Origin of the sequence: Shinella curvata (assembly GCF_022899935.1) — a bacterium.
GTDB classification, from domain to species: Bacteria; Pseudomonadota; Alphaproteobacteria; order Rhizobiales; family Rhizobiaceae; genus Shinella; species Shinella curvata.
This window is the reverse complement of sequence record NZ_JALJCJ010000008.1, coordinates 23,254-50,174: the sequence shown is the minus strand read 5'-3', so window position 1 is coordinate 50,174 and position 26,921 is coordinate 23,254. Positions and strand designations below refer to the sequence as shown.

Genomic DNA, 26,921 nt, shown 5'->3' with positions numbered 1-26,921 from the left:
AAGGGATGTGAACCGGCGACCCCTTCAATCAAAGCCGGGACACAAAAGGTCAGCTTACTTCTCGCTGCCGACGATCATGTCCGCATCGATCGAGTATGTGAGAGTTGATTGCCACTGAGAACTGACGCGAGCGGGGATTCTGATAAAAAGTTGGGCTGGTTATGCGTTAAGTCCAAGGCTGTTTCGACATTCGATGGGACTGAGGGCGCCAAGTGATAGCTTGATGCGCTTTTCGTTGTACCAATGGACGTAGGCGTCCACCTCTCTGACGAACTGCTCGATCGTGTTCGCCCCCCAGTCTCTTGGATAGAAGAGTTCTGTTTTCAGCCGACCGAAGACGCCTTCGCAGGCGGGGTTGTCTTGCGAATAGCCCCTGCGGGACATTAAGCGGACCAACTTTGCATCGCCTATCCTGGTAAGCCAGCCCGAGGGCGTCACTCCAGTTCGGCAACACACGCTTTTAACACTAGCCGAGCAGGCCCTCTGCAGCGGCGTAATCCGAAAGGACATCTTTCATATCCCTATCGCAGTGTCGCGGTAGGAGAGCTCTGGTCGAGATTGCGTCAAGGTGATGCGTCATCAATGTTGCGGCAGGCTCGGTTTCCGCAGCGATAAGATGCGTAAGAATTTGCCGGTGCTCCGACACGGCACAGTCAGAAGAGTGTGGCCGGCCGTAGAGCGCGAGGATGAGAGAGCTCCGAGCAACCGTTTCATTTACATATCTGATCAGGCTGGCATTCTCGGTCATCTGCGCGAGGATGGTGTGGAATTCGCCGGCGAGCCGGATCGAAACCGCATGCTCCGGCTTGGCCGCCTCTTCTGCCGCGATATGCGCGGTCAGCGTTTCGATCTGCGCTTTTGTCAGCTTGCCCGAAAGGGATTCCACCACGAGGCGTTCGAGGGCCATACGAGTAAGGAAAAGATTGAGGCCTTCTTCCAGCGTCGGTCGTGCAACCGTCGCACCCTTGTTGGGCGTCAGGTCGACCAGGCCTTCCTCGCTAAGCCGGACCAGGGCTTCGCGAACCAGCGTGCGGCTGACCCCAAGACGCTCGCCGAGCAGGTCTTCCGGAAGCTTCGCTCCGGGAAAAAGAGCCTGATCGAGGATCGCGCGTTTCAAAGCGCGATGGACAGCCGGGGAGCGCCCACGGTTGGAATTGGCTGTTTTCGGCGCCATGCGGCAATCTCCCGTCCCGAAAATACGCCCGCAAATTGCATGCACCGGCCCGGCATGTCCATGGTGAAAGCATCAAACATGTCGATGAACCATAATATAGCCAACACAGATATTTTATCCAAGGCACGGGCGTGCCGGGTTGCGTCCTAGGACGCGAAGATGCTCTCCAGCTTGCTGGCAGGAGGCGGGGCGTAGCCACCAAGACGGGAGGTGCGCATCTTGAGCCCCGCCATGGCTTCCGCCATCTTCACCGCGCAGGAAACACCGTCCAGAACGGGCAAGCCGTGTTCATTTGTAAGGTCGGCGGCAAGGCTTGCCATGCCCGCGCAACCGAGCACGATGGCCTCGGCACGGTCCTCGCTCACGGCAAGGCCGATCTCGACACTGATTTTCTGACGCGCATTGGAACCAGACTGCTCCAGTTCCAAAACGGCGACTTCCGAGGAGCGCACGCGGGCGCAACGGGCATCGAGGCCGTAGCGCGCAAGATTGTGCTCCAATGCCGGCACGGAACGGGCAAGCGTGGTGATGACGGAGAACTTGTTTGAGATCATCGATGCGAAGTGATAGGCGGCCTCGCCGATGCCGATGACCGGCTTGTCTGTCAGGCAGCGGGCGGCATCGAGGCCGGTATCGTCGAAACAGGCGATGATGACGGCGTCGCAATCTGGATTGCGGCGGATCGTGTTGAGCAGACCGGCAAGGCTCATCGCCTCGTCGAAATAGCCTTCTATGGAAACCGGGCCATGGGCCGGATTGACGGCGGTGATGTCCGTGCCGGGAGAGGCGGCGCTGCGCGCCGCCTTCCCGATATGATCCGTCATCGATGCGGTCGTGTTGGGGTTGATGACGAGGATTTTCATGTCAGATTTCGCCTCCGAGGTAGGCAGCCTTGATGCGGTCGTCGTTCATCAGGTCCTTGGAATTGCCTGAAAGCGCGATCGACCCGGTGGAAAGCGCATAGGCGCGGTTGGAAATGGAGAGCGCCATGCGGCTGTTCTGCTCGACGAGGAGGATGGAGACCTTCTCGTCGCGACTGATGGCGACGATGGCGCGCGCGATATCCTGCACAAGCTTCGGCGCGATGCCGAGCGACGGCTCGTCCAAAAGCAGCAGCTTGGGACGGGCCATCAGCGCACGGCCGATCACCATCATCTGCTGCTCGCCGCCGGACATGGTGCTGGCCTGCTGGTGATAACGCTCGCGCAGGCGGGGAAAGCGCGTCAGCACGTTTTCCAGCGTCTGCTCGATCTCCGCCTTGTCAGTGCGGGTGAAGGCGCCCATCAGCAGGTTGTCCTTCACCGACATCAGCGGGAAGGCGCGGCGCCCCTCCGGAACCATGGAGATGCCGCGGCGCACGATCTCGGAGGCCGAGGTGCCGTTCAGCTTCTGGCCCTCATAGAGGATCTGGCCCGACTTGACGGGCCTGAGTCCGGTGATCGCGCGCAGAATCGAGGATTTGCCCGCGCCGTTCGCGCCGATCAGCGCGACCGTTTCACCTTCGTCCACATCGATCGACACACCCTTCAGCGCATAGATGTGGTCGTAGTAGAGTTCGATATTCTCAACGCTCAATATCTTGGTCATGGCTTACATCCCGATCGCCGCGTCTTCGGAGCCGAGGTAGGCTTCGATGACCTTGTCGTTCTCGCGGATTTCCTTCGGCGTGCCCTCGGCGATCTTCTGGCCGAAATTGATGCACACGATCCGGTCGCTGATCTTCATCACCGCGGGCATGTCATGCTCCACGAGAAGAACGGTGACACCGCGCTCGTCGCGCAGGCGACGGACGAGGTTGACCATCTTCATGGTCTCGTCGTGGTTCATGCCGGCGAAAGGTTCGTCGAGCAGAATGACTTTTGGGTCAGTGGCAAGGCCGATGGCCATGCCGAGCGCGCGCAGGTGTCCCTGCGGCAGGTTGGAGGCGAGCTCGTTGCGGATTGCTTGCAGGCCGAGGAAATCGACGATGTTGTCGGCCGATGCTGCAAACGCAGCCTCGTCCTCCTTCGCCTGTTTCGTGCCGATGAAGAAGCCGAACAGACTCGCCTTCGAACGCAGGTGATGGGAGACGATAATGTTCTCGCGCACCGTCATGGAGCGGAAGATCGTCGTTTCCTGGAAGGTACGCACGACGCCCATCTGCGCGACCTTGTGGGGTGCGAGGCTGGAAATACGGGTCCCGTTGAAGAGCACTTCCCCTGACGTCGCCGGAACGAAGGAGGAGATCAGCTTGAACAGCGTCGATTTGCCAGCACCGTTCGGGCCGATCACCGAGAGGATTTCGCCCTTGTTGACGTCGAAGCTGACGTCATTCACCGCCGTCAGGCCGCCATAGCGCTTGGTGATGTTCTTGATTTGCAGGATCGGGGTCATGCGCGGCTCTCCTTCTTGTCGAGAAGGCTGAGGACACCGTTCGGCAGGACCAGCATGAGCAGGATCATGACGCCGGAATAGATGAGAAGCTGGTATTCTTTGGCGATCGAGAGCAGATCCCAGCCGAAATAGAGCAAGAGCGTGCCGAGCATCGGGCCGAACACATAGCCGAGGCCGCCGAGGAAGCAGTAGAGCATGAAGTTCACGCTGTCGGCGACCACGAAGGACGACGGATAGATCGACTGCGCGATGGAGGCGAACATAGCGCCCGCAATGCCGCCGAAGAACGACGAGATCGCATAGGCGAGCAGCCGGAGATAGGCGGTGTTGACGCCGATCGAGGCCGACAGCTCCTCGTTCTGCTGCAGGCTGCGGCAGAGATGGCCGAGCCGTGAATTCACGATGCGCCAGAGCACCAGATAGGTGATGATCATCAGCACCACGGCCATGACATAGAAGCCGACGCGCGGATTGGAAAGCGAGCCGAAGGCCGGGATGATCGTCAGACCGAAAAGCGAGAGTTCGCCGGGCTGCGGGATCGATGTGATGCCCTTGGCCCCGTTGGTGATGGGCAGTGCGAGTGCCGAGAGACGAGCGACTTCCGTGAGAACCAGCGTGACCATGGCAAAGTAAACGCCACGCAGACGCAGGATGGGAAAGCCGATCAGCACCGAAATGAAGGCGCAGAAGAGGCCAGCCAGCGGCAGCGTCAGCCAGAAGGAAACACCGGCTTGGGTGACGAGGATGGTCGAGACGTAGCCACCGACCAGTGCATAGGCGCCCTGGCCGATATTGATGCGGCCGATATAGAAGGTCAGCCAGACACCGGCGGCCCCCACCGACAGAAGCGCTACGGAGGTGAGCGTGTAGTAGAAGTCCCAGCGACCCGTTGCGCTGATGAACATCGGCACGAACACGAAGACGACCAGGAGGAAGGCCGCGAAGCCCATTAGTTTTTTAGCGTTCATGACCTTAACCCCACGGCTTGCCCATCAGCCCCTGCGGGCGGACGGCGAGGAAAATCATCAGCGTGGCGAAGATGACGAGATAGGTGATGTCGCCATAGGCCGAAAGCACGGTGAGGCCGACGCTCTCCATCATGCCAAGGATGAAGCCACCGGCGATCGCGCCGGAAATCACACCTGCGCCGCCAATCATGATCATCAGGAAGGCCTTGATCGAAGTCGGTCCGCCCATGCCGAGATTGACGCCGGTGATGGTGACGAGCAGACCGCCGACGAGACCCGCCAGCATGGCGCCGAGCGCAAAACCGATCATCGAATAGCGGGCGACGTTCACGCCCATCAGTTGGGCGGCCATCTTGTCCTGGGCAAGCGCGCGCATGGCGCGGCCGGTCTTGGAGTAGTTCATGAAGGCGATGAAGACCACGATCAGCAGGATGGCGAGCACGCCGATCAGAATGCGGTCATAGGGCATGATGATGCGCATGTCCCAGTTGAACACGCCGTTGACAATCTTCGGCACACCGCGCTGCTTTTCACCGAAGAACAGCAGGATGACGGCATCGAGGAAGAACGCGACGCCGGCTGCCAACAGCATGGTCGATTCATCGCGCTTGGAGCGGCGCACGACCGGGGCGAACAGGAATTTCTCGATGGCCGCTCCCATGATGGCGAGCACGATCGCGGATGCGAAGAGGCCGACGATGAAGGGCAGGCCGAGCTGCACCACGACCGTATAGGTGACGAAGCCGCCGAAGACGTACATCTGCCCGTGGGCGAAGTTCAGAACGTTCATCAGCGAGAAGATCAGGGTCAATCCGAGGGCGATCAACGCATATTGCGCCCCGAGATAGAGACCGTTGGCGATTATCTGTTCCATCGTGAGCCTCCAATGGAAGGTTCAGGCAAAGGGAGACCCGGCCGGACCTGATGTGCGTCCGGGTCTCGTTTCTTTGATTGCCTAGGCTCTGATCAGTCGACCTGGCCGACGAACAGCGTCTCGAACTTGCCGCCCTTGTATTCGTTCACGACAAGCGGGACGGAGACCTGGCGCTTCTGGCCGAAGGAGGTCATGCCGACATAGCGCAGCTTGGCATCGCCCTTCATGAAGGGGTTGGCGGCTTCGAACGTGTCCATGGTCTTCTTGTATTCCTCGACATTGTCGATCGCCGCAGGGTTCGCCTTCAGCGTTTCGATGATGTATTCGAGGGCGTAGACCTTGGTGTTCGACTCGTCGTTATATTCGCCGAACATCTTGGTGTAGCGATCGACGAATTCCTTCATCGTGTCGCTGGCGAGTTCCGGTGTCGATGCGCCGCCGACAGAAATGAAGCCCTCGGCAAGTTCGCCCGCACCTTCCTGCAGAACCGTCGCATCCTGACCCGTTTCCGTGGAAATGAAGCCGGTATAGCCGAGTTCGCGCGCCGAGCGGATGAGCTGCGGCGCGTTGGCCGGCGAGACACCCGAGAGAACGAGCAGGTCGGGCGAGGCCTGGATGACCGGCAGCAGAACCGGCGTAAAGTCGGTGGTGTCCACCTGGTAGGTCACGTTTCCGGACACCACTTCGAGTTCCAGCGCCTGAGCGGCGGCAATGCCGGATTCACGCTGGCTGAGCGGGTCGGATTCGTTGGCGGCGACGAAGGCCACCTTCTTCACGCCCTTGTTTTCCTTGAGATACTTGTAGATGGCCGGACCCGACTGGTAATTGGCGACCATGCCGAGGATGGCGTTGGATGCCGGCGCAGTGAACAGTTCCTTGGGGAAGGCGTAGGGGAAATACATGATGCCGTTGTGTTCGGCGACCGGGCGCACTGCTGCCGCGCCGTCATCGACATTCGGGCCGACGACATAGTGCACGCCGTCCTGCGCCATCTTTTCCATGCCGGCGATCGCGCGCTTCGGGTCCTTCTGATCGTCGAAAGGCACGATCTCGATGTCGTAGGTCTTGTCGCCGAACTTCACGCCGCCGAGTTCGTTGAGCCAGGCGGCGCGCGCTTCCATCGAGCGCTGGTTGGAAATACCCCAGGCGGCAGCCGGGCCGGAGGTGACGCCAACGAAGCCGATTTTCAGCTTGGCGTTCTCGGCATGCGCCATCATCGGCAGCGACAGGAAGGTGGCTGCGGCAAGGGCGGAAAACTTCAGGAATGTACGTTTTTGCATGTTGTTCTTCCTCTGGGCCATTGATTTATTTTCTAGTGGCGAGCGGGCCGCGAGGGCGGCCACATCAGGCCTTGGCAAGGGCATTCAATGCATTGTTAACAATCCTGTCAAGTGGTCGTGTACAAAACACAGTGACTTGATCGACAAAATCAATGCTTGTTGGCCGACGAAATCGGCCCTATTTGAAGAGAAGGTGCAGTAGACTGCGCATATCGAGGTATCGCGGTGGTTGACTTGGGGCGTGATAAACTGGTCGAGGTGGACGAAATCGACGAGAGCGATATCGTCGAACGCATTTTTGATGCGGTCGTCGAGCAGAGGCTCCCCCCTGGAACGAAACTCTCTGAGTCAGCGCTGTGCGAAGCCTTTGGTGTTGGACGCATGCGCATCCGGCGGTCTCTTCTGCTGCTGGCCAGCCGCGAGGTTGTCGAGCTTCGCGCCAATCGCGGCGCCTTTGTCGCATCGCCCACGCCCGAGCAGGCGCGCGAAGTGTTCGAGGCGCGCCTTGCATTGGAGCCGAATATCGCGCGCCTCGCTGTCCAGCGCGCCAGCGCGGACGACATCGCGGATCTCGGCCGCCTTCTGGAAATGGAGTATGTGGCACACAAGGGACACCAACGGCACGATGCGATACGCCTTTCGGGCCAGTTTCACACCTTGCTCGCACAGATCGCTGGAAACGCCATCCTTATCCGCACGATGAAGGAACTCGTGACGAGAACCTCCCTGATCATTGGTCTTTTCGGCGCTCCGGGCCTCACCAACTGTCGTGACGACGATCATGCCGCGATCGTCAACGCTTTCCAAACAAGGGATGCGGACAAGGCGGCTTGGATGATGACGCTACATCTGAAGCACATCGAGAGCCATCTCCAACTGGACACCAAGCGCCAAGAGGAGGTCGACTTAGTTCAGTTGTTCACGCAGGAAAACTCGTTGGGCAATCACTAGTACTTTCATCCAGTCGGGGAATTTTTACGGGAGTACCGCCCTCTAAGCTCAAATTGTTGCCGACATTGGCTGTCTCCTAGCTTCTCAGGTTTTACAGCAAAAAGGTCATAATGAGCGATCTTTTCTCTCCTTGGATGAAGCTTGGCTCGCAATCGAACCACAAGAACGATTGCGCGTGACACGAACAGCACCAGCTCTCCACCCCTATACATCGGCATTTGTGCGAACGGATGAGACTTCCGGTACTCCGGACGGCGCATTTCTGAGAGCGTCAACAATCGCAGTTGATAAGGCTCACCGACTTATTCAAACGCCCATCGCACACGGATATCGCGCTGGAAACTGCGGACGCCGGACACGAAGGATCTCATTCAGACCCATGGCCACTAACCCACCCGTCGTGGTCTATGATGCCTGCGTCCTTTAGCCAATTCAGCTGAGCAACGTCCCGGTCCAGTGCGCCTTCGACGGTCTTGTTGAAGCACGCTGGATAGACGATGATGATTGGGTCCGAAATCGCCGGACTAGTGTCTATTAATCCGCTGCGCCACTATGACCGCAGACATACGATCATGGAAGGGAAGCGGCATGCCGTCACGTTTCGTTCGTCCGCTCTGCCTATTTCGTGCGCTTGCTGCTGCATCCGCGATGATCGCCTTCACCATACCGACGGTTCAAGCGGCGGGAAGTGAGTGCAGCACTCGAGGCGCCGACATCATCAGGCAGGCCTATCCCGATGCGCAACCTGTTTCTAAACGGAAGTTCAGGATTGGAGACGAGACCATCCTGCTGCCAACAGATGTTGGTAACCATCCCCACGAGCTCATCTGCAAGAGGTGGCCTGCCCGGCCAGAGCTGATGCTCGTTGCGGCACCCCTGATGACTAGCCAGTCGGACGATGGAAACACCGGTGATGTCGAACTCCTTGTTCTCGAAAGCGACAGTCTGAAGCTCAAGCAGCGGCTACGCCTTCCCGGTCTTCTCACCGACGATGCCTTTTTCGTTTCACGGGTCGCTTTGGACACCGCATATTACCGGCTTTCAGTCAGCGATCTTGCTTTCGGCCTTCGCATTGAACGGCGCGGAAGTTCAGGTCCCAATCCATTTGGAGAGACCACTCTGTGGCTCTTTGTCATTAACGACGGCGCGCTGAGGCCCGTGCTTGATAACATCGTGGTCGCGGGTCACCAGGGCGAATGGGATACCAACTGCACTGGGCAATTCCAGTCGATAGAGCGCACCCTTGCCATGGGGTACTCTTCGCCAAACAGCTACTCCGACATCATGATTACAGAAACGAAAACAAATACGATCAGCACCGTAGGTCGGGATGGAGGATGTTTGAACAAGGAAACCAAGGCTCAAACGGTCCGTCACCTCTCCTCACGAGGGTTCGTCTATCAAGTCCCCGCAGACCTCAAACGGATTGAGTGATGATCCCGTAGGATCACGAGACCATTGCACCATTCTCGTGGTTTGATGGTATGCCGTTGCGACAAGCCGATGTGTTGTCGCTATGCCTGATGATCGGCAAACTACTCCTCCTCGCCTTCCGTCGCGGGCTCCGTAGCCTCCGCGGCCACCGTTTTCCGGCTAAGCAGCCCCGCGTCCTCTAGCGCCTCAATGTCCGGCAGCTCGCGCAGCGTGTCCATCCCGAACGCGGTGAGGAACTGTTTGGTCGTGACATAGGTATAGGGCGCACCGGGCGTCGGGCTGCGCGGGCCGGAGGCGAGGAAGTTGGCATTGCGCAGGCTGGCGATCGTGTCGCGGCTGATCTCCCTGCCGAAGATTTTCGACAGGTCGCCGCGGGTGATCGGCTGGAAATAGGCGATCGCCATCAGCACCATGGCTTCGAAATCGGACAGTGCGGGCGCCGCGCGCCGCGTCGACGCCTGCGACGCTCTAATCGGAACGGCGAAACGCGAATGCGTTCGGTGCTGCCAGCCGCTGGCGACGAAGACGATCTCATAGGGCCGGCCACGGAGTTCTTCACGCAGGTTGTTGATCAGGAGGTCGATGCTGCAGTCTTTGCCGACGACACGCACCAGCGTCTCGCGACCGACCGGCTCGGCCGAGGCAAAGATCACCGCCTCGACGCGCAGCATCCATTCGCGCCAGCGCAGCTCCTGCGGCAGGTCCGCCAGTTCCCGATCCAGGAGGACTTCGTCCTCTGATGTCGATCTGCGGCCCCGCCGCGTGCTGGCCGCCTCAGGTCCGCTCATGTCACAACCCATAGATCCGGAACGAACTGCGACCTGACAGTTCACGCACCGCGCCAAAGCCTTCCAGCCGGTCGAACGGCCGGGTCGCCGCCCAGCGCGAGAGATTGCTACCGGGCGCCGAGGCGGCGACGGCGTCCTGATCGAGAAGCGCATGGATAACGGCGCCGGCGCGTTTCGTGCGAACCTTTGGCGCTGCCGCACGCAGCGTCTCGGCGCGGCGCGCAATCTCGCCGGCGGTGCGCAGGGCCTCGCCCGTTGCCTCGGTGAGGGCAAGGCAGACGGCACGGGCAAAGGCGGGTTCCCCCGGGCGCACCCGGCCCCTGCCCCCAAGCGTCTTAAAGGCCGGCCCATAGCGCTCGGCCATGAGCAGCGGCACGGCACAATCCCATTTCAGCAGCGCGGCGATCAGCAGATCGGAGAGCATCCAGGCGAGCGGTTCCGCATCCGGCCGCACCGCATGCAGGGCCGTGACCAGGTCCGCCGCGGCAAACGGCGCCGGGCGGCCGGATTGCAGCGCATCGTCGGCATGGTTGACCGCCGCGGTAAGCCGATCGTCCCAGACAAGCCCCAACAACTCGGCAAGCTCCGCCACCGCCTTCGAGGAGAAGATCGGTTTTCGGGTGGAAAGCCTTTTGGTTGCCCAAAACACCCTGCCGGCCGGGCCGGGATCGTCAGCGGCGGCCGTCAGCAGAACGGCATCGCGCAACGCCGCCTCGTCCTCGCTGCGCCCCATCAGCCGGACCGCGACGGCGGCACATTTGAGGGCCCGGCGGGATCGCCAGCAGCCAGCCCAGACGGGCGCGGAGCGGAGCGGACAAGATTGTCCAGTGATTTCAGGGCGATGCCAGCCGCAAAAGCGGCGGCGAGTTCGTCCGGCTCGCGGCCGCGCGGTAGCGTCCATCTGGGCAAGGCGCTTGTGGATGTCCCAAATCATCGACGAAAATGACCAAATCCAGCCTCCGGGGCACTCTGCGCCGCCTCACGGCACGGCGGCTCCCGCTGATGTTTCCGCGACCTGGGCGTCGGCCGACCTCCCCTCCCCTCTTCCCATGGCGGATGCCGCTCTGCCCGCCCAGCTGCGGGATCTCACCGAGCGCGCCCGCGGCTATGTCGAGGCCGCCAGTTCCGCCAATACCCGCAAGGCCTATGCCTCAGACTGGAAACATTTCTCCGCCTGGTGCCGGCGCCAGAACCTGTCGCCCGTGCCCCCGGACCCGCAGGTTGTCGGCCTCTACATCACCGCCTGCGCATCCGGAACGACTGAGCGTGGGATGAAAGCGAACACAGTCTCGACTATTGAGCGGCGCCTCGCCGCCCTCGGCTGGAACTATGCCCAGCGCGGCGCGCAAAAACTCGATCGCAAGGACCGGGCGATCGCCACGGTCATGGCCGGCATTCGCAACAAACATGCGGCCCCGCCACGCCAGAAGGAAGCGATCCTGCCGGAAGACCTGATTGCCGTGCTGGAGACGCTCGGCAGGGGTTCCCTGCGCGGCATACGCGACCGCGCTATGCTGCTCCTCGGCTTCGCTGGTGGCCTGCGCCGCTCGGAAATGACCGGCCTCGACCTTGGCCGCGATCAGACGGAAGACGGGCGCGGATGGATCGAAATCTTTGACAAAGGCGCGCTGCTGACGTTGCGTGGCAAGACCGGATGGCGCGAAGTCGAGATCGGCCGCGGCTCGTCCGATGCCACCTGCCCCGTCGCCGCGCTTGAGGCCTGGATAAAATTTGCAAGGCTCGCGAAAGGCCCCCTCTTCCGTCGCGTGACCGGGAAAGGCAAGGATGTCGGGCCAGATCGTCTGAACGACCAGGAGGTGGCACGCCTCGTCAAGAAGACCGCGCTCGCTGCCGGCGTGCGCGGCGATCTCTCCGAGGCTGAGCGCGGCCAGATGTTTGCCGGCCATTCACTACGCGCCGCTCTAGCCTCCTCGGCCGAAGTCGACGAGCGCCATGTGCAAAAGCAGCTCGGCCATGTCTCCGCCGAAATGACCCGCCGCTACCAGCGGCGGCGCGACCGGATCCGCGTCAACCTCACCAAGGCCGTAGGGCTCTAAACGTAATCGATTGCCCTTCCAACAGCCCGCACCTATTCTGCGCCAATGAACCGTTTAAGCATCAGGTACAAACTCGACGATGACGGCTCCGGTGAGCTTTTCGCTACTTTGAGCGCGGGCGACTTCTCCGGAAAAAGTTCGGCTTGGATTGGCGAAGACGATGTTCGCGAATTCATAAGCGCTCTCGGCGCCTTTCCAATTGAGCCCGCGAACGAGCCGCTCCTTCAAGGCGGCTACTGGGGAGACGGGCGCCTTGACCAAGTGCATGTCCAGTTGAAGATCGAACCAACAGGACCTCGCGGCTTCCTGCGCGTGAGCGTGGATCTGGCGACACCCGGCAGCCCCAGCCAGGTCCCCACCCTGCAGCACTCGGTCAGCACCCAGTTTCTCGTCACCTATGGTGATCTGGAGCGTTTCGAAGCGTCCCTTCGCGCACATCTAGCTGGCGACCAGCGAGAAGCTGTTCTGTTTCAGTTCCCCACATGAGACGACCTTAGCGCCCCGCACGAGATCATTGAGATCATAACGAACCGTTAACCATATGGCTGCGCGGCAGCTAGTTTATCCGTGTCCGCCGCAAGGCGCGGTCGAAGCCTGATACGGGACAGCTTCTTTCCGACTGGCGAGCAGGATAAGCTGAAAATAAAACCTCTCTAAAACCTGTCTCATCGATGGGTATCGTTGTCAGCTAACTTTGAAAGCGAGGGGCAAAATGAGATTCAAGTCGATCGTCAGCGTTGCGACCGCATGCGCACTTTGGTGCGCGGCGTCCCACGCGCGTGCCGACATCACTTCAGATCTCCTTGTCTGCTCTGACGAGCGGGTGAAGACAGCAATGCTCTCCATCGAGGAACTCACAGAAGCGGAGAGCGCCTGTACTCGCGTGTTGGACGGGGATACGGCTGAACAGGAGCGCGAAAAGGCCGCGTTTTTCCGCGGCCTGCTCCGCTTCCTGCAACTCATGCAAAACAGTGCGTCATTGCAGCCCAACGCCGACGGATCCCTACCCGATTTCAAGCTCCCTACCATCAAGGACGTGTCCCCTGCCCTCTCCGACATCGAGACAGCACTCGCCATAGCAGGACCGCTGAAGACCGAGGCGTTGGCGCTTCGCACGACCATCTATCAGACGATCGGCCAGTCCGATGCGGCCGCAAGCGGGATAGAGCAAGCAATGAAGGAGGAGCCAACCGACCCGACGGCGCTTGTTCAGAGATCGCTGGAGACTGAACGCACGGGTGATCTGGAGGCAGCGATTTCGGATCTCAACCGCGCCCTGGAGATAGACCCGCAGTTCGGGCCGGCCCTCACCGCCCGTGCATTTTTGCTGCGACGCGTGGGTCACCTTGCCAAGGCACGGGGAGATTTGACCAATGCCATCGCACTTGGGCCTCCCTTCCGCAGGCTGGCGCTCATTCAGAAGTCGGAAATCGAGGCCCGCATCGGCGACCTTCGCGCTTCGTTCGAGGATATTCTTTCAGCAGCGCGTGAGACCGATGACATGTCGGCTGCCGATGCGGGCGCAATGAACCTTGATCTGTTGATCCGCGCTGGTGATCTCGCGTTGGATAGCCTGAAGGATCCCGACAACGCTGAAAGCCTTTACAACGAAGCGGGAAGGCTGGCTCCTGGTGACTGGCGTTGGCAGCTCGGCCTCGCACGCGTCTCCGAAATGTGGGGAGATAGGGAACGAGCCGTGGAAATTTACAAGCGGATTCTGGACGCTACCCATCTGACGCCAGAACTGCTCGAGCGCAACGATGCCGCATGGCGTCTGAACCGGCTGACAAAGCCTTTGCTGAAACGGCGCGCCGGGGAATTCAGTCCCGGTTTCGAGGTTGGGATCGTTCCTGAGAACCGTTCAAAGGATGGCCTGAAGCGCTTGGCATTCGTTATCGGCTCCACCAACTACACCGCGCTTTCCAAACTGCCGAATGCACGGCGTGATGCTGCAGTGATTGCCAATCGTCTGGCAGAAATGGGCTTCGACACGGTGGAGATCGCGGAGGATGTCGGGCGAGAAAGCTTGATCAATATGCCAGCCTATATCGCGAGGCAGGCAGCAGAAGCCGACATCGTGGTTGTCTTCTATGCCGGCCATGGCGTCGAGACCGGCGGCGTCAACTACCTGATCCCGATCGATGCCGCCGTGGCAGACGAGGGGGATTTGCAAGGAAACGCACTTGCATTACAGGACTTAACGGAGGCCGCCAGCAGAGCCCGGAAAGGGGCTCTCGTCATCGTCGACGCCTGCCGGGATGACCCATTCGTCGAGGCAAAGGCGGTAGCCGCATCACGTGGCCTTGCACGCCCTTTGGAAGGCCAAACCCCGGCACATATCAAAAAAGGCCTCGCGGTTTCACCGACCCCGGCCGTGAACAACATTGTTCTTCATTCTACCCAACCCGGCAGCACGGCGGCCGATGGTGATGCGCTGGACAGCCCTTTTGTGATCGCGTTACTTCAAACCCTCTCCTCACCCGGCCTGACCATGGATGAAGTTGTCGCGGGCACAGCAAGCCGTGTCTTGGAGCTCACCAATGGCAAACAGCTGCCCACGGCCTACGGAAGTGCCACGAGCGTGCGCATTTTACCGGAAACCTAAGGCGGCTCCATCACACCGGATGATGAGCCCACGCGCCTAGAGTTGGCGCTGCTGCTGTTCGGCCTGAAGCCTCGCGTGACGAAGACGTTCGTTTTTCTCGTGGCGCCGACGGTGTTCCTCCGCGATTGCTTTCCGCGCGATTTCGGAGGTTCTTTCAAGCGCCTTTCCCCGTTCGGAAGCCGTCGTGGTTGAGCGGGCAGCCCCCGGCTGTTCAAATGGAACCCCGACCGTCTCACCAACGGAGGAGCCGCGAAGAATGGAAACTTGATCAGTGGATGTGATTGCGATGCTGGCCATTTTTTCCCCGCTTGGTGCGGCGAAACGCACGAAGAGGCGAAAAGATGCATGGTCCGCTCGGCATCGTACGCTGGCGTACAAAAATGCGCCCAAAGGGCGCGGCGCTCATGGGAAAAATTGTGATTCAGTTGTCGGATCAGAATGCGCTCGATCGTCTATAGCTGACGAAGGGAGAATATGATGTTGACAATACCAGAGATAATCGAGTGGGGACCGAAGACTTACGTTGCGGTCCGATTGCCTGTGGTCATCCCATTTGGCCAGGAGATGGACCCGGCTTTCGAAGAATTGTTTGACGCGTTCGCGAACGCCGGCGTCGAGCCGGATGGCATCGAGTTCGTCAAATTCAATCTCATTGATATGCCACGCCTCGAGATCGAGGTGGGAATGACGACGGATGCGGCAGTCCCTTTGTCAGGCCGCTTGGTGAGCGGCGTGCTTCCTTCAGGCCGCTATGTCCGCATGACATATACTGGTCCCTACGACGCCCTCTACGACGCGACGGCCATGCTTGTCGGATGGGCAAAGGAAAAGGGGTTGCAGTGGGACGCCAAGAGCACCGAACATGGCGATCGATTTGCCTCTCGGCTCGAGGTCCACGATAACAATCCGTCCACTGAGCCGGATCCGACGAAACTGGTTACGACCTTGCTGTTCAAGCTCGCGGATTCCTAATCATTGCCCGAGAAAGAAGGATGCGGCGCCTCGTCAATCGCCTCCTCTTATCCAGCCCGGTGATGCGGGTATGACGTCTCATCGCTCGATGGTTTCGGCGGAAGCAGTTATGCTTGCGACCGCCGTCCGCGAAAGCGTTGAAGCGGTGGCAATTGCATGTGAACGTCAGCCAGCGCCTCCAACCAAGCTTCAAGCTCGTCCGGGATCGGCTCCATTGCCTCAATCCAAGAAAGCTCACATTGCAACGCCGAGGCTAGATCGATTAGGCGAAGGCGATCGTTGCGGAGGAAGGCGGCAACCTTTGTCTTGCGGCGTGCGACAAGGGTGACGAGTAGATCGCCACGCGGCGAATACGCTTGGTCAGGCCATCGTCGACGCCCTGCTGGAGGTTTTAGACGACCTGACCAACGAATAATGCCTGAAGAGAAGTAGCCTTCAAAGACCACGCCAAACTTCAGGGTGGCATCGCATTTCTTAAGCTCAAATGGCTCGTCCAGAATTGAGCGTCAGGAACTTCGAACTCCTGAAAGGCCTGCAAATCTAGGCCTTTACTGCTGTTAGTCGCAACTAACGCCCATCGAACCAGAGTTGATAGGCCGATAGGCGATGCGAACCAACGGCACGTGCTCGATGAACACGGTGAGATACGCAGCCCCGCACTTTAAATCCAAATTCCATCGTCCCAAAAATAGAAATCATGATTGCAGCCGCTTTGGTTCGGTCGATTCTCCGTGTTCGTCAACTACAGATCGCTACCATTGACCGAGCAACAGGCCTGAATTGACCGAATTCTCGAAACTTTTTTGATTTCAATCAATTAGCCCAGTTAGTCGCGACTAACGACGCGCTACCCTACTCGCAGGCTGTTTTCACCATTACTGCGCAGCAGCGCCATGATCACTGGGCCGAGAGAAAACTCGCCTCGCTCAGTTCGCCGCGTCAAATCTCGTAGGTACCCACCTGCCGAGTTGATTAGAGTGCACGCTCTAGAATGCAGGCCACCGAGACCGCGGCATTTTCGGATCCCATCGCCTCACAGCCATCCTGATAGACTGACGGACTGATTCCCAACATTGACCTCACCAACACAGCGGCCGACATCAAGTCGCGCCAGCCTCCTACGCTGCCGCCCGGCCCGTAGTCCGCAATTTGCGGGCATGACTTCAACAACATGCTGGCGGTCATCATCGGCGGGCTTGGCATGCTCCAGCGGAGGCTCGCGCGCGGCGATACCGATGTCGGCCGGTTCGTAGACGGAGCAGCCGAAGCGGCACATCGGGCTGCGACTCTCACGCAGAGGCTTCTGGCCTTCTCACGGCGGCAGCCACTTTCCCCTCAGCCGCTGGATGCCAACCGAATGGTCGGTGGGATGAGTGACTTGCTCTCCTGAACCCTCGGTGAAACGATTGGTCTGGAGACGGTGTTGGCCGCGGATGCCTGGCAAATCAACGCTGACGCTGCCCAGTTGGAAAGCACGATCCTCAATCTTTGCGTCAATGCACGTGATGCGATGCCGCGCGGTGGCAGGCTTACGATCGAGACATCCAATGCGTTTGTCGATGACCGCTATGCGAAGGAAGCGGGCCTTCAAAGCGGGCAGTTCGTTCTAGTTGCGGTTACCGACACCGGCACAGGAATGGACGAAGCGGTGATGGCACAGGCATTCGACCCGTTCTTCACGACCAAGGAAGTCGGCAAAGGTACCGGCCTTGGTCTCAGCCAAGTGTACGGTTTCGTGCGTCAATCCGGAGGGGCGGTCAAAATCTATTCCGAGCCTGGGCTCGGCACCACGGTGAAAATCTATCTTCCAAGGCATCACGGCGCCACGCCTCATGCCGTAGAGCAGGTGCAGACGCAACAGCCACTGACCGGGAATGCAAGTGAGGTGATCATGGTCGTCGAGGACGACCCGCGCGTTCGCGCTGTTTCGGTGGATGCTCTGCGCGAACTGGGATACTCCGTGATCGAACCGGCTGATCCGGCACAGGCATTGCATCTCGTCGAAAAAGACCGCTCCATCTCATTGCTCTTTACCGACGTTGTCATGCCCGGCATGTCCGGCCGCGAGCTTGTCGAACGACTCCGTGAAATCGGTTTGACGGTCCTAGTCCTTTATACGACGGGATACACGCGAAATGCGATCGTCCATAATGGAATTCTCGACCCGAACATTCAGCTCCTTTCCAAGCCCTTCACTATCGAGGAACTGGCGAGGAAGGTTCGTCTGATCTTGGACGAAAACTCTCGTTGAATGGATCGTGCCTATCGCACCGACTTAGGCCGCGGCGTCCAGACGGCGGATGCTGGAATTCTCGAGACAGTTTTGGGATGAGCCGTGACCGATCACCCGTCAAGGCTACTAACCTCTGTGAAGGCGGCCTTACCATACCATGGGCGTTCTCATCATAGAAGACGAGTTTCTCATCACATCCCTTCTCGAAGCCATTATTGAGAGCAATGCCATGAAAGTCTCGACAGTCGAGCAGGCTCTTGCCTATGCGCCTCGCGCCGACATTGCGCTTGTCGATCTGGACCTTGGTGACGGCAACGCCAATGCAGACTGGGTGACGACTGAGCTCGATCGAAAGCCTCGACGCGGCAACCGGCGGCGACACCTTCGTCAACCTCGTCGCGAGTGGCAACAGCGGGGTGCCCGCCTTGACCGCGGTCGATTATGAAGGTGACGCTCATCTTCTTACCGAAGATCTCGTTTCAACATGAAAAGGGGCTGCGGCTCTGGCTAAGAAAGGAAGAGACAGTTTCAGCCAAACGGGCCAGACAAGCGGTCAGTTTATAAATCGACAGTTCCATGACCAGTGCCACTCCATCGGAAGCAGTTTTCTGCTCCCAAATTTCGTCAATCGCGGCCATCTGGAGCTTGTGTTGAACATCGCAGAATGGGTGTCTGACCAGATGGTGGGCTCTCCAGCACCCTCCCCTTGCTTGCCCAGATTCACAGTGCTCTGGGACAATCGGAAAAAGCGGTCATCTTGTTGGATCGTGGCATCCAAGTTGCCGCGTCGAACATCGAATTCCTCAACGATTTGAGCGTCCTCAAATGCATTGCGTTGCTTGCTGCCGGCGATGGTGGCAGTGCTGCCCGCATGATCGCCTCTATCGATGAACTGGGCGATCACTACCCACTGGATACCGCCGTAGCAATGCACCTGATGGCGGCATCGACCAGGCGAAAACTGCCTGAGGCCCTCGCCAATACACTAGTTGCGGCGGGATCCGATAAAGCGGCAAGTGCTTTGAAATACCTATGTTTCACGTCCGTCGCCAGCATTCTCCTTGAAGAGGGCTCGCGCGAGGCTTTACAATGTGTGTAAGGAGTATCCACGGCAGGGCGGCAGTGCCGACTTTTCAGCGTTTCAGTGCCCCCAAGTGGGGGGTGATCTCCGGCTGACTTGGCCATGCAACATATGATTACCTTTAGGCAACGCTTATAAGAGGCATTTCAGGCCGCGCCGAAGTCGGTTTAGTCGGCAGGATTCGCCAACCCGTACAACTTTATCGCAAGTTTCTGTACGCTTTCAAATAATGTGCAAAGAATCGTCTGTTATGCGGCGAGCGTATCTACGTGAAGACATTTGATTTTCGGGCGGCATGACGCTTGGCACCACGCTGCCTTGCCGGAGATGCGGAGCGCCTGCTGATTTCAGAATTGGTTTGGAGGGCGCTGTGAAGTTCAAAGGCACGGACAAGGCGGACAATTTCGTCGGAAAGGCCAATGTTGCCGACATATTTCAGTTCACGCCGAAGACGCTGAGCGCCTCTGACACGGTATCGGGCGGTAGCGGGACGAGCATCGACAGATTGCAATTCACGGAAGCGGGCACGATCGCTGCCGCAAGCTTCGCCAAGGTTTCCGGCATCGAGCAGATCGTGCTGGCCAATGGCAGCAACAAACTGACCATCACCAATGCGCTGGTCGGCTCCGCTTACGGCGATATCCTGAAGGTGACGGGCGGGTCGGGAAACGACGTGATCAACGCCGCGGGCGTGACCACAGCGACAAACCGCGTGCAGATCATCGCTGGTGCAGGCAACGACACGCTGACCGGTGGTGCCGGTGCAGACAGCTTCAGCTTCACGGCCCCGAACCTGACCGGCAGTGACAGGATCGTCGGTGGCGAGGGCAGCGCGCAGGATCAGCTCGTCTTCACCACATCAGGAACGATCACCGCAGCGGCCTTCGCCAAGGTTTCCGGCATCGAGCAGGTCGTGCTGGCGAACGGCAGCAACAACCTGACCTTGACCAACGCCCTGGTCGGTTCCGCTTATGGTGATGTCCTGAAGGTTACGGGCGGCTCGGGCAATGACGTGATCAATGCCGCGGGCGTGACCACAGCGACGAACCGCGTGCAGATTATCGCTGGTGCAGGCAACGACACGCTGTCCGGTGGCGCCGGGGCAGACAGCTTCAGTTTCACGGCTTCGAACCTCACCGGCAGCGACAGGATCGTTGGTGGTGAAGACAGCGCGCAGGATCAGCTTGTCTTCACCACATCAGGAACGATCACCGCGGCGGCCTTCGCCAAGGTTTCCGGCGTCGAGCAGATCGTGCTGGCCAATGGCAGCAACAACCTGACAGTGACCAACGCCCTGGTCGGCTCGGCCTATGGCACTATCCTCAAAGTGACGGGCGGCTCGGGCAATGACGTGATCAATGCCGCTGGCGTGACCACAGCGACGAACCGCGTGCAGATCATCGCCGGCGCGGGTAACGATACGCTGACCGGCGGTGCCGGGGCAGACAGCTTCAGCTTCACGGCCCCGAACCTGACCGGCAGCGACAAGATCGTTGGTGGTGAAGGCAGCGCGCAGGATCAGCTTGTCTTCACCACATCAGGAACGATCACCGCGGCGGCCTTCGCGAAGGTTTCCGGCGTCGAGCAGATCGTGCTGGCCAATGGCAGCAACAACCTAACAGTGACCAATGCCCTGGTCGGCTCGGCTTACGGCGACATCCTCAAAGTAACGGGTGGGTCCGGCAATGACGTGATCAACGCAGCGGCCGTGACCACCGCCGCCAATCGCGTGCAGATCACCGCCGGCGCGGGCAACGACACGCTGACCGGCGGTGCCGGGGCAGACAGCTTCAGCTTCACGGTCGCGAACCTGACCGGCAGCGACAAGATCGCTGGTGGCGAGGGCAGCGCGCAGGACCAGCTCATTTTCACGACATCAGGTACGGTTACTGCATCGGCCCTCGCGAAGGTTTCCAGCGTCGAGCAGATCGTACTGGCCAACGGCAGCAACAACCTGACCTTGACCAATGCTCTGGTCGGCTCGGCCTATGCCGATATCCTTAAAGTGACGGGTGGTTCGGGCAATGACGTGATCAACGCAGCGGGTGTGACGACCGCCGCCAATCGCGTGCAGATCGCTGCCGGCGCGGGCAACGACACGCTGACCGGCGGTGCCGGGGCAGACAGCTTCAGCTTCACGGTCGCGAACCTGACCGGCAGCGACAAGATCGCTGGTGGCGAGGGCAGCGCGCAGGACCAGCTCATTTTCACGACATCAGGTACGGTTTCTGCATCGGCCCTCGCCAAGGTATCCGGCATCGAGCAAATCGTGCTGGCCAATGGCAGCAACAATCTGACCTTGACCAATGCTCTGGTCGGCTCGGCCTATGGCGATATCCTCAAAGTGACGGGTGGATCCGGCAACGACGTGATCAACGCAGCGGGCGTGACCACTGCGGCCAATCGCGTACAGATCACCGCCGGCGCAGGCAACGATACGATCATCGCCGGTAGCGGTGCCGACACGCTGGACGGTGGTGCCGGCGCGGACACTTTCAGGTTCGCGCCCGTGAACCTGACCGGCAGTGACACGGTCACCGGTGGCGAAGGTAGCGCAATAGACCAGCTGGTCTTCACGACGGCAGGAACAATCGCGGCCTCCGCCTTCGCAAAGGTTTCCGGTATCGACCAGATCGTTTTGGCCAACGGCAGCAACAACCTGACCTTGACCAATACACTGGTCGGCTCGGCTTACGGCGACATCCTCAAATTAACGGGTGGGTCCGGCAATGACGTGATCAACGCAGCGGCCGTGACCACCACGACGAACCGCGTACAGATCACCGCCGGTGCGGGCAACGACACGCTGACGGGTGGTGCCGGGGCCGATACGCTGGATGGCGGTGCTGGCAATGACATCTTGATCGGCGGCGCGGGCAATGACACCCTGATCGGAGGGACTGGCAAGGACAAGCTCTCGGGCGGCAGTGGCGTTGATACCGCCGTCTTCACGGGCGTGTCTTTGGACTATACGGCTACCTACGATGCCACGGGCCAGCTGACACTGTCGAAGTCGGGCACCGAAGCACTGCTCGATGGCACGGTCGAACTTGTTAAGTTCGGCGATATCGTCATCGATCGCCGAACCGCAGGCGCACCTGTCGTCACTTCCTTGACGTCGAGGGATGGAACGGTGCTGCCTGGGGCCACGACCAGCGACTCGACACTTGTCATAAACGGAACGTCCGGCGCATTCGCACGCGTCGTCGTCTACGACGGCGACATCGCCCTCGGCGTGACCGTGGCCGGAGCCGATGGCAAGTGGAGTTTCGACTATACCGGCGTGTCGCTCTTCAAGGGTGAACATTCGTTTTCGGCCAGTGCCAACTATGGTCATGGCCTGCCAGCCACCAGGGGCACCGGCACGACGTTCACGATCGACAGCCTTTTGTACTGGATCGATCCCAAGACCATGACCACGACGCAGGGTTTCATCATCCGTGGCGCAGAGACTGAAGGCTGGCTGGGCATGTCGGTCTCTTCGGCGGGGGATGTCAACGGCGACGGCTTCGAAGACATGATCGTCGGCGCAGATGGTGCGAACGAGGCCTATGTCATCTTCGGCAAGGCTTCCGGTTTCGGCACGGATATCGGCGGCCGTCGTGTGCTCGATGTCGGGTCGCTGGCGGCGAGCCAGGGCTTCATCATTAAATCCAATGTCGCCGGCGACAAGCTCGGTTATTCCGTGTCTTCGGCGGGCGACATCAACGGTGATGGCTTCGACGATATGATCGTCGGTGCGCCATCTGACATGCTGAATTGGTCCGAAACCCATGTGATCTTCGGCACGGCCTCGGGTATCGGCGCGGATGTCGGAGGGCGCCGCGTGATCGACGTCGGTACGCTCACGGCAGACCAGGGCCTCGTCTTCAAGGGTTGGGGCGCCGCCGGCGCTTCGGTCTCATCGGCCGGTGACATCAACGGCGACGGCTTTGATGATATGATCATCGGCGGTCCATGGAGGGCTACGTCCAATCCCAATGACTATGCGGGTTGGACATATGTGGTTTATGGCTCCGCGTCGGGCTTGGGCATTGTTGACGGCGATCGTCGTGAACTCTACCCCGGCGATTTAACAACCGACAAGGGTTTCTCCATCGAGGGCGTCACACAATCCAGATCCGGTTGGTCCGTATCGTCGGCTGGCGACATCAACGGCGACGGCTTCGACGACCTTATCGTCGGCGCTCCCTTTGGCGACCTCGGCGGCTTTCTGGCTGGCGAGGCATACGTCGTCTTCGGAACCGCGAGCGGTCAGGATATCAACCTGGCCACTCTCGGTGCTGGCCAAGGCTTCATCATCAAGGGCGCCCAGAACAGCCGGCTGGGCTATTCGGTTTCGTCGGCAGGCGATATCAATGGTGATGGTTTTGACGATCTCGCCGTCGGCTTGCCCGCCGCCTTCGTAAACGGCAAATACATGGCCGGCGCCGTGTTCGTGCTGTTCGGCAAGGCGTCCGGTTTCGGAACCGATGTGGCCGGTCGGCAGGTGATCGATGTCAATCAGACAACGGCAGCTGACGGCGTCCTCATCGCGGACGAGGAGTATGAGCTTAACAACGGGGCTTCCGTCTCGTCTGCCGGCGATGTCAATGGTGACGGCTTCGATGACATCATAATCGGCGCGAGTGGCAATGGTTATAGTGGGGCAATGGCAGGCCAGGCCTTCGTGATCTTCGGCAAAGCCTCCGGTTTCGGTACCGACGGCGTTATCAGCGCCCGCTCGTTGACCCCTGACCAGGGCTTTACCATCGATGGAAGCGCGGAAAATGACGGCGCAGGCTCTTCGGTTTCCTCGGCGGGCGACATCAACGGCGATGGCTTTGACGACCTGATCGTTGGCGCCCCCTTTGCCAATGCAAGTGGCGGCTCGACCGGCGAAGCCTATGTCCTCTATGGCGGCAACGTCGGTGGCAGCACGACACCGATCGTTCGCACCGGCACGGAGGCTGCGGAAATCCTCATGGGTGCCGCCGGCAACGACACTCTTACTGGCGCCGGCGGGGCCGATATCTACCGTTCAGGCGCCGGCAACGACCGGATCGTCATCAAGGACGCCAGCTTCCGACTGATCGATGCCGGCAACGGCAAGCAGGATATCGTCGCTTTTGACGGAGGTGGATTCACGCTCGACGCTCGCGACTTCTCCAATAGCCAGTTGACCGGCATAGAAGGCTTCGACCTTACCCAGGGCGACAACACCCTCAGATTGACCGCAAGCGATATGTTCCACTTCTCGACCACGGGACATAGCCTGTTCACCGGTGCAGACAGCCATAAAAATCTCGTCATTGACGGCAACAGCGGCGATACGCTTGAAATGTTCGACACAGGTACCGCCAATGCCGGCTGGGTGGCAGCCGAGTTCAATCGCAAGCTCGACGGCACGGATGGTGGTAACTACACCTTCGCCAACCTCGTCGAGGACGGAAGCAACAGGGTCGTCGCCTCGATCGCAGTCGATAACGATATGACGCTCATCCTGTGAGAGGAGGCCGAATCAGACGGACCGGTTTCGTCAACTCACTGTAAAAGCGGGCCGGGGTATTCCCATTCAAAAAAATCCGACCTTTGATCAATGAGAGGGAACGGGCGCGCTGATGGAATTTACCGATGGATATGCCACGGGGATGATTTTGGACGAGCAGTAAAAAAGCTCTCGAAGGGAATCGAACCCACGACCGCTTGGTCGGATCCCTTAAGCAGCTGAAAATACCAACTCCGTCGCTTACGGAGACGTATGGAACTGATGTACTGTCCGGTGTGGCATTTCCATTTTCGTTCCTGAGACATGACGCAGCGCGACTTTAATGCGAGGGCTTGGCATCCTTCGATTCCACACGACATCTAAAGGCTGCGTCGACACATACGTCGTACAAACAGCGTCGCATCGTTCGCCAAAACGACGACGCTTCCAAGTGCCTTGCCACCTGGAAAAGAGTGGTACGTCGAAAGGCCTGCTCCGACTTGTAAGGCGAGCGGGAGTCGTTTCGGCACGAACCCCATGCATACGGCAACGGCGGGATAGCCCGCCAAATTCCACCGCAGAGCGAAACTCGACTTTTCAGGACCATCCCAGAAGTACCGTCGCCCATGCGCGGCGCTTCGGAGGCTGACGCGGCCGTTATAACCACATCGAAACGCCCCAAGAGGCTTGCAAACTCGTCACACAGTTCCCCCGAGCGCCAGACGATGTCGTGCCACGCGCCGTTACTGATTTAGGTGCCGAGGAAATCTGCCATTTCGGCATTGAAAAAGGTTTTGGTCCGCGGGCCTGCGAGAATCGGGTCGATCCGGCGTACACATTCTTGATAGTGCGGGGTCTTGCGGTGCTCGTCGACGGCTTCCGGCGAGGTGAACACTTCGTAGATCATAAAGCTGTTTTCGTCTTCGGGATTGCGAAGCACGTCAAAGCGCACATTGCCCCGCTCCTGCCGGGTGCCCTCGTAATTGATGCGGAACGCCTCGAGGAACTCCGCGGCATGGCCCGGCTTGACGTTGATGCTGACCATCTGGATGAGCATGTCTTATTCCTTGCTATATGTTGAACTCTTAGATGAAAGGGTCAAAGGCCCGGCGCTTTCCACATGGAGGTGGTGACGCCTTCGTCGACAAGCTGGCGCTGCAGCGCGTAAGCCCGTGCCCAGCGCTCGCCTGCCTCGTCATAGATGGCCTTGTGCGTGAAATTCGGCTCGAAGTGCCTGTCCCAGCGCACCCAGCCATCCGCCACCTCGACGAAATCTCGGCGCAGACCGATGCCGATGGCCGCGGCGGCCGCGCAGCCGAGCGCGGTCGCTTCCTTCACGACGGGGGTGACTACCGGAAGACCGGTGGCACTCGACAGGATCTGCGACCAATGGGCGGATTTCGATGCGCCGGCGGCAAAGACGATCTTGTCGGGCGCCTTGCCTGACAGCTTGAAGATGGCCGAAAGATTGCGCGCCGCGACAATCGCCGCATTCTCCTGCAGGGCGCGGAAGATCGCGGCCTTGCCGGATTTTTCGGGATCGATGGACAGGTTCAGCAGCGAAGGGGCGGCGTGATACCAGTTGCCGTAATGCATGACGTCGGAAAAGACCGGGACGATGCCGTATGCGCCGACGGGCACGTTGGCCGCCTTCTCTTCCAGCAGCCGGTAGGCATCGCCGCCCGGGCCGGCCGCCGCCATTTCCTCGGCGCCGAAACTGTCGCGGAACCAGCGCATGACGATGCCGACGAAGAAGCTGATCGCCTCGGCCTGGTTGAGGCCGGTCACGACATGCGGATTGATGCGCAGATCCATGGACGGATCGGAGACATCAGGGCCGACATTCACCACCTGCTGCCAGAAGGTGCCGCCGAGCACGGCGCAGTCGCCCTCGTTGACGACGCCGATAGCAGCCGCGCCGCTCTGGCAGTCGCCGCCGCCCATGACAACGAAGGTGCCGGGGGCAAGGCCGGTCTCGTCGGCCGCCTTTTCCGTCACGCGGCCGACGACGGTGCCGGGCTCGACGCTTTCGGGGAAGATATCGTCGCGCATGCCGGCCTTGGCCATCGCTTCCGGCAGCCAGTCCCGTTTCGAAAGGCTGTAGAGCCCGGTCGTTCCTGCATTGGACGGATCGCTGGCGATAACGCCGGACAGGCGCGCCAGCACCCAGTCGGACAGCATGCTGATGCGGTCGATACGGGCATAGACGTTGGGCAGGTTACGCTTCAACCAGAGCAGGCGCGGCAGTGCACCGAGCGCGAACGTCTGGCCGCTTTGCGCATAGAGCTCGCTTTCGAGGTCCGGAAAATCGCGCTTAAGGTCGCGGACTTCGCTGACGGCGCGGCTGTCGACATTGGCGCAGGCCCAGATTTCCCGTCCACTGCGATCATAGGCAACGATGGCCTCGCGCATGCTGGTGGCACTGACCGCGCGGATATCGGCGGCCGTTATGCCGGCCTCGGCAATCGCCCGCCGGATGGCGCGCGAAAGGAGTGTCCAGTTGCCTTCCACGTCGAAATCCATTGAGCCGGGAAAACGGGGATCAGTCTTGTGCCACCATTCATGCTGGGCGCTGGCGATCTGGTTGCCGTTTTCGTCGAAGATCACGGCCCGGCCGCTGCCGGTGCCGGCATCGACGGCCAGCAGATATGTCGTCGTCATGGG

23 protein-coding genes and 3 pseudogenes are annotated in these 26,921 nt (G+C 59.9%); 10 read left to right on the top strand and 16 right to left on the bottom strand.

Annotated features, from left to right (window positions below; genetic code table 11):
• Positions 1 to 159: 159 nt before the first annotated feature.
• The 8 genes and pseudogenes from MUU55_RS25235 to MUU55_RS25200 all read right to left on the bottom strand — a co-directional run.
• Positions 160 to 426, bottom strand: a pseudogene (locus MUU55_RS25235) (IS3 family transposase); the annotation flags it as partial.
• A 40-nt stretch (positions 427 to 466) separates the two neighbouring features.
• Positions 467 to 1,174 (bottom strand): GntR family transcriptional regulator, encoded by a 708-nt coding sequence (locus tag MUU55_RS25230; protein WP_244763547.1) that lies wholly within the window; start codon positions 1,172 to 1,174, stop codon positions 467 to 469.
• Positions 1,175 to 1,320: 146 nt separating this feature from the next.
• Positions 1,321 to 2,037, bottom strand: coding sequence for an aspartate/glutamate racemase family protein (locus MUU55_RS25225; RefSeq protein ID WP_244763546.1), 717 nt, complete (start codon positions 2,035 to 2,037; stop codon positions 1,321 to 1,323).
• A gap of 1 nt (position 2,038) precedes the next feature.
• Entirely contained in the window at positions 2,039 to 2,761 is a 723-nt protein-coding gene (locus MUU55_RS25220) for an ABC transporter ATP-binding protein (protein WP_244763545.1), read from the bottom strand.
• 3 nt (positions 2,762 to 2,764) lie between these two features.
• Positions 2,765 to 3,547 carry an ABC transporter ATP-binding protein gene (locus MUU55_RS25215; RefSeq protein ID WP_244763544.1) on the bottom strand — a complete coding sequence of 261 codons (783 nt, stop codon included), beginning with the start codon at positions 3,545 to 3,547 and terminating at the stop codon, positions 2,765 to 2,767.
• Positions 3,544 to 4,515, bottom strand: coding sequence for a branched-chain amino acid ABC transporter permease (locus MUU55_RS25210; RefSeq protein WP_244763543.1), 972 nt, complete (start codon positions 4,513 to 4,515; stop codon positions 3,544 to 3,546). Before MUU55_RS25210 ends, MUU55_RS25215 begins: the two co-directional genes overlap by 4 nt.
• 4 nt (positions 4,516 to 4,519) lie before the next feature.
• Positions 4,520 to 5,389: a branched-chain amino acid ABC transporter permease gene (locus MUU55_RS25205; RefSeq protein ID WP_244763542.1), complete on the bottom strand. Its 870-nt coding sequence runs from the start codon at positions 5,387 to 5,389 to the stop codon at positions 4,520 to 4,522.
• A gap of 92 nt (positions 5,390 to 5,481) precedes the next feature.
• Positions 5,482 to 6,669, bottom strand: coding sequence for an ABC transporter substrate-binding protein (locus tag MUU55_RS25200; protein WP_244763541.1), 1,188 nt, complete (start codon positions 6,667 to 6,669; stop codon positions 5,482 to 5,484).
• A gap of 234 nt (positions 6,670 to 6,903) precedes the next feature.
• Here MUU55_RS25200 and MUU55_RS25195 point away from each other — a divergent pair, with 234 nt between their 5' ends.
• Both MUU55_RS25195 and MUU55_RS25190 read left to right on the top strand, forming a co-directional pair.
• Positions 6,904 to 7,620 (top strand): GntR family transcriptional regulator, encoded by a 717-nt coding sequence (locus MUU55_RS25195; RefSeq protein WP_244763540.1) that lies wholly within the window; start codon positions 6,904 to 6,906, stop codon positions 7,618 to 7,620.
• 588 nt (positions 7,621 to 8,208) lie between these two features.
• Complete coding sequence (locus tag MUU55_RS25190) at positions 8,209 to 9,054, top strand: PA3715 family protein (RefSeq protein ID WP_244763539.1); 846 nt, start codon at positions 8,209 to 8,211, stop codon at positions 9,052 to 9,054.
• Between the two features lie 101 nt (positions 9,055 to 9,155).
• Here the strand turns inward: MUU55_RS25190 and scpB are convergent, their stop codons facing one another.
• Together scpB and MUU55_RS25180 are read right to left on the bottom strand one after the other, a co-directional pair.
• Positions 9,156 to 9,842, bottom strand: a complete 687-nt coding sequence (scpB, locus tag MUU55_RS25185; RefSeq protein WP_244763538.1) for an SMC-Scp complex subunit ScpB — start codon at positions 9,840 to 9,842, stop codon at positions 9,156 to 9,158.
• 1 nt (position 9,843) lies between these two features.
• A pseudogene (locus MUU55_RS25180) lies at positions 9,844 to 10,751 on the bottom strand (DUF1403 family protein).
• Positions 10,752 to 10,762: 11 nt separating this feature from the next.
• Here MUU55_RS25180 and MUU55_RS25175 point away from each other — a divergent pair.
• Complete coding sequence (locus MUU55_RS25175) at positions 10,763 to 11,899, top strand: tyrosine-type recombinase/integrase (protein ID WP_244763537.1); 1,137 nt, start codon at positions 10,763 to 10,765, stop codon at positions 11,897 to 11,899.
• A 54-nt stretch (positions 11,900 to 11,953) separates the two neighbouring features.
• Here MUU55_RS25175 and MUU55_RS25170 read toward each other — a convergent pair whose 3' ends face one another.
• A complete protein-coding gene (locus MUU55_RS25170; RefSeq protein WP_244763536.1) occupies positions 11,954 to 12,160 on the bottom strand; it encodes a hypothetical protein in 207 nt (68 codons plus the stop codon).
• Positions 12,161 to 12,611: 451 nt separating this feature from the next.
• Between MUU55_RS25170 and MUU55_RS25165 the strand changes: the two genes are divergently transcribed.
• A complete protein-coding gene (locus MUU55_RS25165) occupies positions 12,612 to 14,504 on the top strand; it encodes a caspase family protein (protein WP_244763535.1) in 1,893 nt (630 codons plus the stop codon).
• A gap of 36 nt (positions 14,505 to 14,540) precedes the next feature.
• On the opposite strand, the gene MUU55_RS25160 is transcribed toward MUU55_RS25165, so the two are convergent.
• Positions 14,541 to 14,801: a hypothetical protein gene (locus MUU55_RS25160; RefSeq protein ID WP_244763534.1), complete on the bottom strand. Its 261-nt coding sequence runs from the start codon at positions 14,799 to 14,801 to the stop codon at positions 14,541 to 14,543.
• A 180-nt stretch (positions 14,802 to 14,981) separates the two neighbouring features.
• On the opposite strand from MUU55_RS25160, the gene MUU55_RS25155 reads away from it, so the two are divergent.
• Positions 14,982 to 15,476 (top strand): GyrI-like domain-containing protein, encoded by a 495-nt coding sequence (locus MUU55_RS25155; protein ID WP_244763533.1) that lies wholly within the window; start codon positions 14,982 to 14,984, stop codon positions 15,474 to 15,476.
• An 847-nt stretch (positions 15,477 to 16,323) separates the two neighbouring features.
• Here the strand turns inward: MUU55_RS25155 and repC are convergent.
• Positions 16,324 to 16,649, bottom strand: a pseudogene (gene repC / locus MUU55_RS25150) (replication initiation protein RepC); the annotation flags it as partial.
• Here repC and MUU55_RS29340 point away from each other — a divergent pair.
• From MUU55_RS29340 to MUU55_RS25140, 3 genes are all read left to right on the top strand, one after another.
• Positions 16,648 to 16,866, top strand: coding sequence for a hypothetical protein (locus MUU55_RS29340; protein ID WP_342346074.1), 219 nt, complete (start codon positions 16,648 to 16,650; stop codon positions 16,864 to 16,866). The pseudogene repC and the gene MUU55_RS29340 overlap by 2 nt on opposite strands.
• A 33-nt stretch (positions 16,867 to 16,899) precedes the next feature.
• Entirely contained in the window at positions 16,900 to 17,727 is an 828-nt protein-coding gene (locus tag MUU55_RS25145) for an ATP-binding protein (RefSeq protein ID WP_342346073.1), read from the top strand.
• A 139-nt stretch (positions 17,728 to 17,866) separates the two neighbouring features.
• Entirely contained in the window at positions 17,867 to 18,154 is a 288-nt protein-coding gene (locus tag MUU55_RS25140) for a hypothetical protein (RefSeq protein ID WP_244763532.1), read from the top strand.
• 34 nt (positions 18,155 to 18,188) lie between these two features.
• On the opposite strand, the gene MUU55_RS25135 is transcribed toward MUU55_RS25140, so the two are convergent.
• Positions 18,189 to 18,347, bottom strand: a complete 159-nt coding sequence (locus MUU55_RS25135; protein WP_244763531.1) for a hypothetical protein — start codon at positions 18,345 to 18,347, stop codon at positions 18,189 to 18,191.
• 68 nt (positions 18,348 to 18,415) lie between these two features.
• Here MUU55_RS25135 and MUU55_RS25130 point away from each other — a divergent pair, with 68 nt between their 5' ends.
• Positions 18,416 to 18,808: a hypothetical protein gene (locus MUU55_RS25130; RefSeq protein ID WP_244763530.1), complete on the top strand. Its 393-nt coding sequence runs from the start codon at positions 18,416 to 18,418 to the stop codon at positions 18,806 to 18,808.
• 352 nt (positions 18,809 to 19,160) lie between these two features.
• Entirely contained in the window at positions 19,161 to 24,278 is a 5,118-nt protein-coding gene (locus tag MUU55_RS25125) for a beta strand repeat-containing protein (protein ID WP_244763529.1), read from the top strand.
• Between the two features lie 730 nt (positions 24,279 to 25,008).
• Here MUU55_RS25125 and MUU55_RS25120 read toward each other — a convergent pair.
• Positions 25,009 to 25,314, bottom strand: a complete 306-nt coding sequence (locus MUU55_RS25120) for an antibiotic biosynthesis monooxygenase (protein WP_244763528.1) — start codon at positions 25,312 to 25,314, stop codon at positions 25,009 to 25,011.
• A 41-nt stretch (positions 25,315 to 25,355) separates the two neighbouring features.
• Positions 25,356 to 26,918 carry an autoinducer-2 kinase gene (gene lsrK / locus MUU55_RS25115; RefSeq protein ID WP_244763527.1) on the bottom strand — a complete coding sequence of 521 codons (1,563 nt, stop codon included), beginning with the start codon at positions 26,916 to 26,918 and terminating at the stop codon, positions 25,356 to 25,358.
• Positions 26,919 to 26,921: the final 3 nt, after the last annotated feature.

Excerpts from the sequence above, each read along its gene's own strand:
- MUU55_RS25140 (WP_244763532.1), top strand. The coding sequence starts at position 17,867 with ATGGGCGTTCTCATCATAGAAGACGAGTTTCTCATCACATCCCTTCTC.
- MUU55_RS25210 (WP_244763543.1), bottom strand. The coding sequence starts at position 4,515 with ATGAACGCTAAAAAACTAATGGGCTTCGCGGCCTTCCTCCTGGTCGTC.
- MUU55_RS25160 (WP_244763534.1), bottom strand. The coding sequence starts at position 14,801 with ATGGCCAGCATCGCAATCACATCCACTGATCAAGTTTCCATTCTTCGC.
- MUU55_RS25215 (WP_244763544.1), bottom strand. The coding sequence starts at position 3,547 with ATGACCCCGATCCTGCAAATCAAGAACATCACCAAGCGCTATGGCGGC.
- MUU55_RS25135 (WP_244763531.1), bottom strand. The coding sequence starts at position 18,347 with ATGGCCGCGATTGACGAAATTTGGGAGCAGAAAACTGCTTCCGATGGA.
- MUU55_RS25205 (WP_244763542.1), bottom strand. The coding sequence starts at position 5,389 with ATGGAACAGATAATCGCCAACGGTCTCTATCTCGGGGCGCAATATGCG.
- MUU55_RS25155 (WP_244763533.1), top strand. The coding sequence starts at position 14,982 with ATGTTGACAATACCAGAGATAATCGAGTGGGGACCGAAGACTTACGTT.
- MUU55_RS25190 (WP_244763539.1), top strand. The coding sequence starts at position 8,209 with ATGCCGTCACGTTTCGTTCGTCCGCTCTGCCTATTTCGTGCGCTTGCT.
- lsrK (WP_244763527.1), bottom strand. The coding sequence starts at position 26,918 with ATGACGACGACATATCTGCTGGCCGTCGATGCCGGCACCGGCAGCGGC.
- MUU55_RS25120 (WP_244763528.1), bottom strand. The coding sequence starts at position 25,314 with ATGCTCATCCAGATGGTCAGCATCAACGTCAAGCCGGGCCATGCCGCG.
- MUU55_RS25165 (WP_244763535.1), top strand. The coding sequence starts at position 12,612 with ATGAGATTCAAGTCGATCGTCAGCGTTGCGACCGCATGCGCACTTTGG.
- MUU55_RS25220 (WP_244763545.1), bottom strand. The coding sequence starts at position 2,761 with ATGACCAAGATATTGAGCGTTGAGAATATCGAACTCTACTACGACCAC.
- MUU55_RS25225 (WP_244763546.1), bottom strand. The coding sequence starts at position 2,037 with ATGAAAATCCTCGTCATCAACCCCAACACGACCGCATCGATGACGGAT.
- MUU55_RS29340 (WP_342346074.1), top strand. The coding sequence starts at position 16,648 with ATGCTGGCGGTCATCATCGGCGGGCTTGGCATGCTCCAGCGGAGGCTC.
- scpB (WP_244763538.1), bottom strand. The coding sequence starts at position 9,842 with ATGAGCGGACCTGAGGCGGCCAGCACGCGGCGGGGCCGCAGATCGACA.
- MUU55_RS25200 (WP_244763541.1), bottom strand. The coding sequence starts at position 6,669 with ATGCAAAAACGTACATTCCTGAAGTTTTCCGCCCTTGCCGCAGCCACC.
- MUU55_RS25175 (WP_244763537.1), top strand. The coding sequence starts at position 10,763 with ATGTCCCAAATCATCGACGAAAATGACCAAATCCAGCCTCCGGGGCAC.
- MUU55_RS25230 (WP_244763547.1), bottom strand. The coding sequence starts at position 1,174 with ATGGCGCCGAAAACAGCCAATTCCAACCGTGGGCGCTCCCCGGCTGTC.